We start from the raw sequence: 12,393 nt of genomic DNA on the forward strand, positions 1-12,393 counted from the left end.
GCAGTGAGCCCCAAGGAACCCCCGCGCCGCCGGGTGCCCGCGCCGGCCCGCCCCCGGCCGCCCGCCCGCCGGCCCGCCGCGAAGAAGTTCAAACTCGGCAGCCACCGGCCCCGCCTGCGCCTGGTCAGCCTCGGACTCACCCTGGTCATGCTGGCCTTCGTCGTACGCCTGCTCCAGGTGCAGGCCGTCGACGCCAGCGCGTACGCGGCCAAGGCCGACAAGAACCGGTACGCCAGCTACGCGCTGCCCGCCGAACGCGGCAAGATCACCGACCGGGCCGGCATCGCGCTCGCCACCAGCGTCGACGCCTACGACATCACCGCCGACCCCACCCTCTTCACCCCCGAGGCGACCAAGATCCCGGACGCCGCGGATCAGGCGGCCGCGCTGCTCGCGCCGCTGGTCGGCAAGGGCCAGGCGCAGCTCGCCAAGAAGCTCAAGACCCCCAAGACCCGTTACGTGGTGCTCGCCCGCCGGCAGACCCCGCAGGTCTGGAACCAGATCAAGGACCTGAAGAAGGTCTTCACGGAGAAGGCCGCCACCGACCGCGCCAAGGGCGGCCCCGGTGCCAATGTGCTGGCCGGTGTGCTCAACGAGTCCAGCACCAAGCGGGTCTACCCCAACGGCGATCTGGCCGCCGGGATACTGGGCTACGTCAACGCCGAGGGCAAGGGCGGCGGCGGCCTGGAGTCGGCCCTGAACAAGGAGCTGGCCGGCACCGACGGCAAGATCTCCTACGCGCAGTCCGGCGGCCGCCGCGTCCCCACCGCCGGCACCCACGAGACGCCTGCCGTGCCCGGCTCCGACGTCGAACTCACCATCGACCGGGACATCCAGTGGATGGCGCAGAAGGCCATCTCCGACCAGGTCGCCGAGTCCCACGCCGACCGCGGCTACGTCATAGTGCAACGCTCCGACACCGGTGAGGTCCTGGCCATGGCCAACGCGCCGGGCTTCGACCCCAACAACATCGCCCAGGCCAACGCCGCCACCATGGGCAACGCGGCGCTCCAGGACGCCTTCGAGCCGGGATCGACCGCCAAGGTGATGTCCATGGCCGCGGTCCTGGAGGAGGGCGTCGCCACGCCCGAGACCCATGTGGTGGTGCCCAACCGGCTCCAGCGCGGCGACCGCCTCTTCAAGGACGACGTCGACCACGCCACCTGGAACCTGACGCTCAACGGCGTGCTCGCCAAGTCCAGCAACATCGGCACCATCCTCGCCGTCGAGCAGCTCGGCAAGACCGACGCCCAGGCCGACAACGTGCTCTACTCCTACCTGCGCAAGTTCGGCATCGGCTCGCCCAGCGGCCTCGGCTTCCCCGGCGAGACCCCCGGCATCCTCGCCCCGGCGAACAAGTGGTCCACCTCGCAGCAGTACACGGTCCGCTTCGGCCAGGGCCTCTCGCTCAACGCGATGCAGGCGGCCTCGGTGTACTCGACCATCGCCAACGGTGGCGTACGCGTCGAGCCGACCCTGGTGCGCGGCACCAAGGGGCCGGACGGGCGGTTCACGCCGGCGTCCGCGCCCAAGCAGACCCGGGTGGTGAGCGAGAAGACCGCCAAGACCCTCGCCCAGATGCTCGAATCCGTCGTCGGTGACGCCGAGGGCACCGGCACCAAGGCCGCCATCCCCGGCTACCGGGTCGCGGGCAAGACCGGTACCGCCAACCGTGTCGACCCCAAGACCGGCACCTACAAGGGCTACACCGCCTCCTTCGCGGGCTTCGCCCCCGCCGACAACCCCAAGATCACCGTCTACTGCGCCATCCAGAACCCCACCAAGGGCAGCTACTTCGGCGGCCAGATCTGCGGCCCCATCTACAAGCAGGTCATGGAGTTCGCCCTCAAGACCCTCCAGATCCCGCCGAGCGGCGCCCAGCCGCCCAACCTGCCCGTCACCTTCGGCGGCAACGACTGAAATCCGGAAGCCTCAGTGACAACCATCACCCAGGGCCCTGGGAACCAGGACGGGACCCAGGACGACGTGCCCCCCTCTTTTGGCGACCCGGCCGGTCCGCCCGGTACGCTCACCGCCGTGCCACACGCTGATCAGTACCGAACCGCCCCGAAGGACGCCCCCGCGAAGCAGCCGGGAGCGCCCCGACCGGAACAGGCCCGTCCGACCTCGCTCGGGGCGCTGGCCCAGCGCCTGGGGACGAGCGACCCCGGACCTGGAGAGGTCACCGGCATCACGCACGACTCCCGGGCGGTACGCCCCGGAGACCTGTACGCCGCGCTGCCGGGCGCCAACACGCACGGCGCGGACTTCGCCGCCCAGGCCGCGAGCCTCGGCGCGGTCGCCGTCCTCACCGACCCGGCCGGCCGGGAACGCGCCGCCGCGACCGGCCTGCCGGTCCTGGTCGCCGGCGACCCGCGGGGCCGGATGGGCGAACTCGCGGCCGAGATCTACGGCCACCCCGGCCGCGACCTCCTCCAGCTCGGTATCACCGGGACCTCCGGCAAGACGACGACCGCCTACCTCGTCGAGGGCGGACTGCGCGGCGCCGGACACGCGACCGGCCTGATCGGCACGGTCGAGATGCGCATCGGTGACGAACGCATCAAGTCCGAGCGCACCACCCCCGAAGCCACCGATCTCCAGGCCCTGTTCGCGGTCATGCGCGAGCGCGGCGTCGACTCGGTCGCCATGGAGGTCTCCAGCCACGCCCTCGTGCTCGGCCGGGTCGACGGCTGCGTCTTCGACGTCGCCGTCTTCAACAACCTCAGCCCGGAGCACATGGAGTTCCACTCCGGCATGGAGGACTACTTCCAGGCCAAGGCGCAGCTGTTCACGCCGCAGCGCGCCAAGCGCGGCGTCGTCAACTTCGACGACGAGTACGGCCGGCGCCTCGTGAAGGAGGCCGGCATCGAGATCACCACGTTCTCCGCCGAGGGCCACCCCGACGCCGACTGGCGGGCCGAGAACGTCGAGATCCGCCAGGACAGCAGCACCTTCACCGTGGTCGCGCCGGGCGGCGAGCGGATCTCCGCCACCGCCCCGCTGCCCGGCCCGTTCAACGTGGCGAACACCCTCGCCGCGATCGTCACCCTCGCCATCGCGGGCGTCGACCCGCAGAAGGCCGCCGACGGCGTGGCCGCCGTCCCCGGCGTGCCGGGCCGCCTGGAGCGGGTCGACGCGGGCCAGCCCTACCTCGCCGTCGTCGACTACGCCCACAAGACGGACGCCGTCGAATCGGTTCTGCGTTCGCTGCGCAAGGTCACCGAAGGCAAACTGCACATCGTGCTCGGCTGTGGCGGCGACCGCGACACCACCAAGCGGGCCCCGATGGGCGCCGCCGCGGCCCGCCTCGCCGACACCGCCGTACTGACCTCCGACAACCCCCGCTCCGAGGACCCCCTCGCGATCCTCGCCGCGATGCTGGCGGGCGCCGCCGAAGTGCCGGCCCACGAGCGCGGCGAAGTCCAGGTCTTCGAGGACCGCGCCGCCGCCATCGCGTCGGCCGTCGCCCGAGCCGAGCCCGGCGACACCGTGCTCGTCGCGGGCAAGGGCCATGAACAGGGCCAGGACATCCACGGAGTGGTACGCCCCTTCGATGACCGCCTGGTGCTCCGCGCCGCCATCCAGAAAAGTCAGGGATGAAGTTGTGATCGCCCTCTCCCTCGCCGAGATCGCCGCCATCGTCGGCGGGCAGCCGCACGACATACCGGATCCGTCCCGCACGGTCACCGGCCCCGTCGTCATCGACTCCCGCCAGGTGGCGGCCGGTTCGCTCTTCGTGGCCTTCGCGGGTGAAAACGTCGACGGCCACGACTACGCCGAGCGCGCCTTCGCCGCGGGCGCCGTCGCGGTCCTCGCCGCCCGGCCCGTCGGCGTGCCCACGATCGTCGTCGACGACGTGCAGGCCGCCCTCGGCGCGCTCGCCCGTGACGTCGTACGCCGCCTCGGCACCGAAGTCGTCGCGCTCACCGGCTCGTCGGGCAAGACATCGACCAAGGACCTGATCGCGCAGGTGCTCCAGCGCCACGCGCCGACGGTCTTCACGCCGGGCTCCCTCAACAACGAGATCGGTCTGCCGCTGACCGCGCTCACCGCCACCGCCGAGACCAGGCACCTGGTCCTGGAGATGGGTGCGCGCGGGGTCGGTCACATCCGCTACCTCACCGGTCTGACCCCGCCCACGATCGGTCTCGTCCTCAACGTCGGATCCGCCCACATCGGCGAGTTCGGCGGCAAGGAGCAAATCGCCCTGGCCAAGGGCGAGTTGGTGGAGTCGCTGCCCGAGTCGGGCTGCGCCGTCCTGAACGCGGACGACCCGCTGGTACGGGCCATGGCGTCCCGCACCAAGGCGCCCGTGCTGCTCTTCGGTGAGGCCGCCGACGCCGACGTACGCGCCGAGAATGTCCGGCTCACAGACGCCGGACAGCCTTCCTTCAGCCTTCACACACCCTCCGGGTGCGGTGATGTGACGTTGCGCCTGTACGGTGAGCACCACGTGTCGAACGCGCTCGCCGCGGCCGCCGTCGCCCATGAGCTGGGCATGTCCGCAGACGAGATCGCCCGCGCGCTCTCCGAGGCGGGCTCCCTCTCCCGCTGGCGTATGGAGGTCACCGAGCGTCCGGACGGTGTGACGGTCGTCAACGACGCCTACAACGCGAACCCCGAATCCATGCGAGCCGCTCTCCGCGCGCTCGCGGCCATGGGCCGGGCCTCACGGGCCACGGGGGGAAGGACGTGGGCGGTGCTCGGTCCGATGGCCGAGTTGGGTGACGAGTCGCTCGCCGAGCACGACGCGGTCGGACGGCTCGCCGTCCGGCTCAACGTCAGCAAGCTCGTGGCAGTCGGGGGCCGGGAGGCGTCCTGGCTGCAACTGGGCGCATATAACGAGGGTTCGTGGGGTGAGGAGTCGGTGCACGTGTCCGACGCACAGGCGGCCGTCGACCTGCTGCGCAGTGAACTGCGCCCGGGAGACGTCGTGCTGGTGAAGGCATCCAGGTCGATCGGTCTGGAACGGGTGGCGCTCGCGCTGCTCGATGGCGCCGCCGAGGGTGAGGTCGCCGCCCGATGAGGCAGATCCTCTTCGCGGGAGCCATCGGTCTCTTCCTGACCCTGGTCGGAACCCCGCTGCTCATCAAGCTGCTCGCCCGCAAGGGCTACGGCCAGTTCATCCGGGACGACGGGCCGCGCGGCCACGCCGGGAAGAAGGGCACACCCACCATGGGTGGCATCGCCTTCATCCTGGCCACGCTGATCGCGTACGCCCTGACCAAGGTGATCACCAGTGAGGACCCGACGTTCTCGGGCCTGTTGGTGCTCTTCCTGACGGCCGGCATGGGCATGGTCGGCTTCCTCGACGACTACATCAAGATCGTCAAGCAGCGTTCGCTGGGCCTGCGGGCCAAGGCGAAGATGGCCGGACAGCTGATCGTCGGCATCGCCTTCGCGGTGCTCGCGCTCCAGTTCGCGGACAACCGGGGCAACACCCCGGCCTCCACCAAGCTGTCGTTCATCAACGACTTCGGCTGGTCGGTGGGACCGGTCATCTTCGTGGTGTGGGCGCTGTTCATGATCCTCGCCATGTCGAACGGCGTGAACCTGACGGACGGTCTGGACGGCCTGGCCACCGGCGCCTCCGTGATGGTCTTCGGCGCGTACACCTTCATCGGCCTGTGGCAGTTCCAGGAGTCCTGCGCCAACGCGCAGACCCTGACCAACCCCAACGCCTGCTTCGAGGTACGAGATCCGCTCGACCTGGCCGTCGTCGCCTCGGCCCTGATGGGCTCCTGCTTCGGCTTCCTGTGGTGGAACACCTCGCCCGCCAAGATCTTCATGGGCGACACCGGCTCGCTCGCGCTCGGCGGCGCCCTCGCGGGCCTCGCGATCTGCTCCCGCACGGAGTTCCTCATCGCGCTCCTCGGCGGCCTGTTCGTACTGATCACGATGTCCGTGGTCATCCAGGTCGGCTCGTTCAAGATGACCGGCAAGCGCGTCTTCCGCATGGCGCCACTCCAGCACCACTTCGAACTCAAGGGGTGGTCCGAAGTCCTTGTCGTGGTCCGGTTCTGGATCATCCAGGGCATGTGCGTGATCGTGGGTCTGGGTCTCTTCTACGCGGGATGGGCAGCCGACAAGTGAGCACCACCTGGCAGGGCAAGCGTGTGACGGTGGCCGGACTCGGCGTCTCCGGCATGCCGGTGGCCCGGGTCCTGAACGGACTCGGCGCCGTCGTCACGGCGGTCAACGAGGGCGCCGACGAACGCTCGCGCAGCCAGGCCGCTGAGCTGGAGGCGCAGGGCATCACCGTGCGCCTCGGCGACGGCGACACCCTGCCCGAAGGCACCGAACTCGTCGTCACCACCCCCGGCTGGCGGCCCGACAAGCCGCTGTTCAGGGCGGCCGCCGAGGCGGGCGTGCCCGTCTGGGGAGACGTGGAGCTGGCCTGGCGCCTGCGCGACCTGGACGGCCGCACGCCGGCCCCCTGGCTCGCGGTGACCGGCACCAACGGCAAGACCACCACCACCCGCATGCTCGCCTCCATCCTGGAAGCGGCAGGCCTGCGCACCGCCGCCGTCGGCAACATCGGCGTCTCGCTGCTCGACGTGGTCCTCGGCGAGCAGGAGTACGACGTCCTCGCCGTCGAGCTCTCCAGCTACCAGCTGCACTGGGCGCCCTCGCTGCGCGCCCACTCCGCCGCCGTGCTCAACCTGGCGCCGGACCACCTCGACTGGCACGGCTCCATGGAGGCGTACGCCGCCGACAAGGGCCGCATCTACGAGGGCAACACCGTGGCCTGCGTCTACAACGCCGAGGACAAGGCGACCGAGCACCTGGTGCGCGAGGCCGACGTGGCGGAGGGCTGCCGGGCGATCGGCTTCACCCTCGCCACCCCTGGCCCCTCCCAGGTCGGCGTCGTCGACGGCATCCTCGTCGACCGGGCCTTCGTCCAGAACCGGCAGAAGAACGCCCAGGAGCTCGCCGAGGTCGCCGACGTCAATCCGCCGGCCCCGCACAACATCGCCAACGCGCTCGCCGCCGCGGCCCTCGCGCGCGCCTTCGGCGTCGAGCCCAAGGCCGTACGCGACGGACTGCGCGCCTTCCGCCCCGACGCGCACCGCATCGAACACGTCGCGGACGTCGCCGAAGTCGCCTACATCGACGACTCCAAGGCCACCAACACCCATGCCGCCGAGGCCTCCTTGGCCTCGTACGACCCGATCGTCTGGATCGCCGGAGGACTCGCCAAGGGCGCCTCCTTCGACGAGCTCGTCCAGCGCTCCGCCAAGCGGCTGCGCGGCGTCGTCCTGATCGGCGCCGAGCGCCACCTCATCGCCGAAGCCCTGGCGCGACACGCCCCCGAGGTCCCGGTGGTCGACCTCGGCCGGACCGACACTGGGGCGATGTCGGCGGCGGTCCGCGAGGCGGCGGGGCTCGCCCGGCCGGGGGACACCGTCCTGTTGGCCCCGGCCTGCGCCTCGATGGACATGTTCGCGAACTACAACAAGCGCGGCGAGGCCTTCGCGGAAGCGGTCCACGACCTCACCGCAGGGCGCGCCTAGCCGGACCACCCGTTCCGCGGACCGGCCGGCGCCGGGCACGACTGGAGGGGACAGCACACATGGCGGCCGATGTTCTTGGCGGCTCGGGACACCCCGCGCGCGGGGTGTCCGCACGCGCCGGTCTCCTCCTGCGCAGCCGTACCGCGGGCCCCGTGCGGCGCCCGGCCGTCCGCGGCGGCTCCGCCGGCACCCCAAGGCGCTCCGGGCCCCGCGGCCCCCGGCGCCTGGTGGAGCAGGCCAGGAGGGCCTGGGACCGGCCCCTGACGGCGTACTACCTCATTCTCGGCAGCGCCCTGCTCATCACCGTGCTCGGCCTCGTGATGGTCTACTCCGCCTCGATGATCAAGGCGCTGGAACTGTCGCTGCCGGGCTCGTACTTCTTCCGCAAACAGTTCCTCGCCGCCCTCATCGGCGGCGGCCTGATGATCGCCGCGGCCCGGATGCCCGCCAAACTCCACCGGGCGCTCGCCTACCCGATACTGGCCGGCACGGTCTTCCTGCTGATCCTGGTGCAGGTCCCCGGGATAGGGAAATCGGTCAACGGCAACCAGAACTGGATCTACCTGGGCGGGCCCTTCCAGCTCCAGCCCAGTGAGTTCGCCAAGCTCGCCCTGCTCCTGTGGGGCGCCGACCTGCTCGCACGCAAACAGGACAAGCGGCTGCTCACCGAGTGGAAGCACATGCTGGTGCCGCTGGTCCCGGTCGCCTTCCTGCTCCTCGGCCTGATCATGCTCGGTGGTGACATGGGCACCACGATCGTCCTGACCGCGATCCTGTTCGGGCTGCTCTGGCTGGCCGGCGCCCCCACCCGGCTCTTCGCGGGGGTGCTCGCGGTCGCGGGCACGCTCGCCGCGCTCTTCATCAAGATCAGCCCGCACCGGATGGGCCGGCTCAACTGCATCGGCGCCACCGACCCCGGCCCGCAGGACCAGTGCTGGCAGGCGGTGCACGGAATCTACGCGCTCGCCTCGGGCGGCTGGTTCGGATCCGGCCTGGGTGCGAGTGTGGAGAAATGGGGTCAACTCCCCGAGCCCCACACCGACTTCATCTTCGCCGTGACCGGCGAGGAACTGGGTCTGGCGGGGACGCTGTCGGTCGTCGCCCTCTTCGCGGCTCTAGGCTATGCGGGTATCCGCGTGGCCGGACGCACGGAGGACCCCTTCGTGAGGTACGCCGCGGGAGGTGTGACCACCTGGATCGTGGCCCAGGCCGTGATCAACATCGGTGCGGTGCTCGGCCTGCTGCCGATCGCCGGTGTCCCGCTCCCGCTGTTCTCCTACGGAGGGTCCGCGCTGCTGCCGACCATGTTCGCCGTGGGGCTGCTGATCGCGTTCGCGCGGGACGACCCCGCGGCGCGGGCGGCGCTTGCCATGCGGCAGCCTCGGGTGAGTTGGAAGTCGATGAGACGGCGCGTCAAGAAGCGTCCGTCCGGAGAGCGGTGAATTTCGGTGCATGTCGTACTCGCCGGTGGGGGGACCGCCGGCCACATCGAGCCCGCGCTCGCCCTCGCGGATGCCCTGCGCAGGCAGGACCCCACCGTGGGGATCACGGCACTCGGTACCGAGAAGGGTCTGGAGACCCGGCTCGTACCCGAACGCGGCTATGAGCTCGCGCTCATCCCGGCCGTCCCGCTGCCGCGCAAACCCACCCCCGAACTGATCACCGTCCCCGGGCGGCTGCGCGGCACCATCAAGGCCGCCGAGCAGATCCTGGAGCGCACCAAGGCCGACTGTGTCGTCGGCTTCGGCGGCTATGTGGCGCTGCCCGGCTACCTTGCGGCCAAGCGGCTCGGGGTGCCGATCGTGGTCCACGAGGCCAACGCCCGGCCCGGCCTGGCCAACAAGATCGGCTCGCGGTACGCGGCCGGGGTGGCCGTCGCGACCCCGGACAGCAAGCTGCGCAACTCCCGCTACATCGGGATCCCGCTGCGCTACTCCATCGCCACCCTCGACCGGGCCCGGGTCCGCCCCGAGGCGCGCGCCGCGTTCGGCCTCGACCCCGGTCTGCCGACGCTGCTCGTCTCCGGCGGCTCGCAGGGCGCACGCCGCCTCAACGAGGTGATCCAGCAGGCCGCCCCCGTACTCCAGCGCTCCGGCATCCAGATCCTGCACGCGGTCGGCCCGAAGAACGAACTGCCGCGTGTCGAGCACATGCCCGGGATGCCGCCGTACGTCCCGGTACCGTACGTGGACCGGATGGACCTCGCGTACGCCGCGGCCGACATGATGCTCTGCCGCGCGGGCGCGATGACCGTCGCCGAACTCTCCGCCGTCGGGCTGCCCGCCGCCTACGTACCGCTGCCGATCGGCAACGGCGAACAGCGGCTCAACGCCCAGCCGGTGGTCAAGGCCGGCGGCGGCCTGCTCGTCGACGACGCCGAACTCACCCCCGAGTGGGTGCAGGGCAATGTCCTGCCGGTGCTCGCCGACCCGCACCGCCTGTACGAGATGTCGCGCTCCGCCGCCGAGTTCGGGCGCCGCGACGCCGACCAGCTCCTCGTGCAGATGGTGTACGAGGCCATCGCAGGACGCTGATCAACTGACGGAAGGCAGGGACCGTGGCCGGACAGGCGACCGCTCAGCGCGGTGGCGGACAGAACGCGCAGGCGAACTCCGCGAAGTCCGCCCGGTCCGGCCCCCGCCCCGGGCGCGGCGGCCGGCTCCGGCTGCCCCGCCGGCGCGGACTGATCCTGCTCGCCGCCGCGGCGGCCCTGCTCGGGGCCGGCGTCATCTGGATCCTGTACGGCTCTTCCTGGCTCCGCGCCGAGCATGTGAAGACCACCGGGACGCGGGTTCTGACCACGGCCGAGGTCGAATCGGTCGCCGCGGTGCCGGTCGGTTCACCGCTGATTTCCGTCGACACGGGTGCGATTGAGGCGCGACTGCGCCAGAAGCTGCCCCGCATCGACTCCGTCGAGGTCGTCCGTTCATGGCCGCACGGAATCGGTCTCAAAGTGACCGAACGCCGGCCCGTCCTGGTCATGAAGCACGGCGCGAAGTTCGACGAAGTGGACGCGAAGGGTGTGCGTTTCGCCACGGACGCGCAGCCCCTGAAAGGTGTTCCCCAGCTCGAATTGACGGCCTCCCAGTCCCCGAGTCTGCGCCGCTTCGGCGCCGACCGGCTGGTCCTCTCGGCGGTCCGTGTCACGGGCGAACTCCCGGCCGCCGTCGCCCAGGAGACGCGCTCCGTGAAGGTCTCCTCCTTCGACTCCGTCACGCTGGAGTTGAGCGGCGGGCGGAGCGTCCGGTGGGGAAGCGAGGAGGAGGGCGAGCTGAAGGGACGTACCCTCAGTGCACTGATGAAAGCCCGTCCCAAGTCCGTCCACTTCGATGTGAGCGCCCCCACCGCGCCTGCGGTATCGGGTAGTTGACGGACAAATGCGCTGGCCAGCACCCTGGTTGGTCAGCGACACGGGTGATCACATAGGGTGAAAAGAAAAACGGGAGGTTCGGCGTGTTCGTTGAACGTGCGCCACTTGTCGACTTAGTGTCCTGTTCGGAAGAGTCCAGCGAACAGACACACTGGTAACCCTAAACTTCAGCGTTAGGGTTCGGGTCGGCGATACGGACCGTCCCAATCGGCATTCGTCGTCACCTTGCGGCACCCGCGAAGTGACGACCCGTAACTCGAGGCGAGAGGCCTTCGACGTGGCAGCACCGCAGAACTACCTCGCAGTCATCAAGGTCATCGGTGTCGGCGGCGGTGGTGTCAATGCCATCAACCGAATGATCGAGGTCGGTCTCAAGGGCGTCGAGTTCATCGCGATCAACACGGACGCGCAAGCACTGTTGATGAGCGACGCCGACGTCAAGCTCGACGTCGGCCGTGAACTCACCCGCGGCCTCGGGGCCGGAGCCAACCCGGCAGTCGGACGCAAGGCGGCAGAGGACCACCGTGAGGAGATCGAGGAGGTCCTCAAGGGGGCCGACATGGTCTTCGTCACCGCGGGCGAAGGCGGCGGCACCGGCACCGGCGGCGCCCCCGTCGTCGCCAACATCGCCCGCTCGCTCGGCGCCCTGACGATCGGCGTGGTCACCCGCCCGTTCACCTTCGAGGGCCGGCGCCGGGCGAACCAGGCGGAGGACGGCATCGCCGAGCTCCGCGAAGAGGTCGACACCCTCATCGTCATCCCCAATGACCGGCTGCTGTCCATCTCGGACCGCCAGGTCAGCGTGCTCGACGCCTTCAAGTCCGCCGACCAGGTGCTGCTCAGCGGCGTCCAGGGCATCACGGACCTGATCACCACGCCGGGCCTCATCAACCTCGACTTCGCCGACGTCAAGTCGGTCATGTCGGAAGCCGGTTCGGCGCTCATGGGCATCGGCTCGGCCCGCGGCGACGACCGCGCGGTGGCCGCCGCCGAGATGGCGATCTCCTCGCCGCTGCTCGAAGCGTCCATCGACGGCGCCCGCGGCGTGCTGCTCTCCATCTCCGGCGGCTCCGACCTCGGTCTCTTCGAGATCAACGAGGCGGCCCAGCTGGTCAGCGAGGCCGCCCACCCCGAGGCCAACATCATCTTCGGCGCGGTCATCGACGACGCCCTCGGCGACGAGGTACGGGTCACCGTCATCGCGGCCGGTTTCGACGGCGGACAGCCTCCGGCCCGCCGGGACACCGTGCTCGGCGCCGCCTCCACCAAGCGCGACGAGCCCGCTCCTTCGCGCCCGTCCGAGGTCTCCCGTCCGCTCGGCGGTCTCAATACGGTGCCCACCCGCGAGGAGCCCCCGGCCCCGCCGGCCCCGGTCGAGCCCGTCCCGGTCAACGAGGCCCCGGCCCCGTCGGCCATCCCGACGGCGCGTCCCTACCCGGACAGCCAGGCCGAGGAGCTGGACGTGCCGGACTTCCTCAAGTGAGCGACGTCCAGTGAGCGAAGCGT

General features: G+C 70.6%; 9 protein-coding genes. All 9 read left to right on the forward strand.

Features of this window, described 5'->3' with window-relative positions:
- The first annotated feature begins 3 nt into the window (after window positions 1-3).
- The 9 genes from AB0D31_RS00095 (at window position 4) to ftsZ (ending at window position 12,370) form a co-directional block, all read left to right on the forward strand.
- A complete protein-coding gene (locus AB0D31_RS00095; RefSeq protein WP_362714698.1) occupies window positions 4-1,920 on the forward strand; it encodes a penicillin-binding protein 2 in 1,917 nt (638 codons plus the stop codon).
- Window positions 1,921-1,986: 66 nt separating this feature from the next.
- Window positions 1,987-3,603, forward strand: a complete 1,617-nt coding sequence (locus tag AB0D31_RS00100) for a UDP-N-acetylmuramoyl-L-alanyl-D-glutamate--2,6-diaminopimelate ligase (protein ID WP_362714701.1) — start codon at window positions 1,987-1,989, stop codon at window positions 3,601-3,603.
- A 4-nt stretch (window positions 3,604-3,607) separates the two neighbouring features.
- Window positions 3,608-5,029: a UDP-N-acetylmuramoyl-tripeptide--D-alanyl-D-alanine ligase gene (gene murF, locus AB0D31_RS00105; protein ID WP_362714703.1), complete on the forward strand. Its 1,422-nt coding sequence runs from the start codon at window positions 3,608-3,610 to the stop codon at window positions 5,027-5,029.
- On the forward strand, window positions 5,026-6,096 hold the full coding sequence (gene mraY, locus AB0D31_RS00110) for a phospho-N-acetylmuramoyl-pentapeptide-transferase (protein ID WP_362714706.1): 1,071 nt from the start codon (window positions 5,026-5,028) through the stop codon (window positions 6,094-6,096). The genes murF and mraY overlap by 4 nt, the downstream gene beginning before the upstream one ends.
- Entirely contained in the window at window positions 6,078-7,517 is a 1,440-nt protein-coding gene (murD, locus tag AB0D31_RS00115; RefSeq protein ID WP_362714709.1) for a UDP-N-acetylmuramoyl-L-alanine--D-glutamate ligase, read from the forward strand. The genes mraY and murD overlap by 19 nt, the downstream gene beginning before the upstream one ends.
- A gap of 59 nt (window positions 7,518-7,576) precedes the next feature.
- Window positions 7,577-8,959 carry a putative lipid II flippase FtsW gene (gene ftsW / locus AB0D31_RS00120; protein ID WP_362714712.1) on the forward strand — a complete coding sequence of 461 codons (1,383 nt, stop codon included), beginning with the start codon at window positions 7,577-7,579 and terminating at the stop codon, window positions 8,957-8,959.
- 6 nt (window positions 8,960-8,965) lie between these two features.
- On the forward strand, window positions 8,966-10,051 hold the full coding sequence (murG, locus tag AB0D31_RS00125) for an undecaprenyldiphospho-muramoylpentapeptide beta-N-acetylglucosaminyltransferase (RefSeq protein ID WP_362714713.1): 1,086 nt from the start codon (window positions 8,966-8,968) through the stop codon (window positions 10,049-10,051).
- A gap of 23 nt (window positions 10,052-10,074) precedes the next feature.
- The gene (locus tag AB0D31_RS00130; protein WP_362714716.1) at window positions 10,075-10,887 is read left to right on the forward strand and encodes an FtsQ-type POTRA domain-containing protein; all 813 of its coding nucleotides are present in this window, start codon (window positions 10,075-10,077) and stop codon (window positions 10,885-10,887) included.
- A 277-nt stretch (window positions 10,888-11,164) separates the two neighbouring features.
- Window positions 11,165-12,370: a cell division protein FtsZ gene (gene ftsZ / locus AB0D31_RS00135; protein WP_362714718.1), complete on the forward strand. Its 1,206-nt coding sequence runs from the start codon at window positions 11,165-11,167 to the stop codon at window positions 12,368-12,370.
- Window positions 12,371-12,393: the final 23 nt, after the last annotated feature.

This window comes from Streptomyces sp. NPDC048361 (assembly GCF_040651795.1).
Lineage (GTDB): Bacteria > Actinomycetota > Actinomycetes > Streptomycetales > Streptomycetaceae > Streptomyces.

Bases quoted from the DNA above. Each gene is read 5' to 3' on its own strand.
- mraY (WP_362714706.1), top strand. From the start codon at position 5,026: ATGAGGCAGATCCTCTTCGCGGGAGCCATCGGTCTCTTCCTGACCCTG.
- murD (WP_362714709.1), top strand. From the start codon at position 6,078: ATGGGCAGCCGACAAGTGAGCACCACCTGGCAGGGCAAGCGTGTGACG.
- ftsW (WP_362714712.1), top strand. From the start codon at position 7,577: ATGGCGGCCGATGTTCTTGGCGGCTCGGGACACCCCGCGCGCGGGGTG.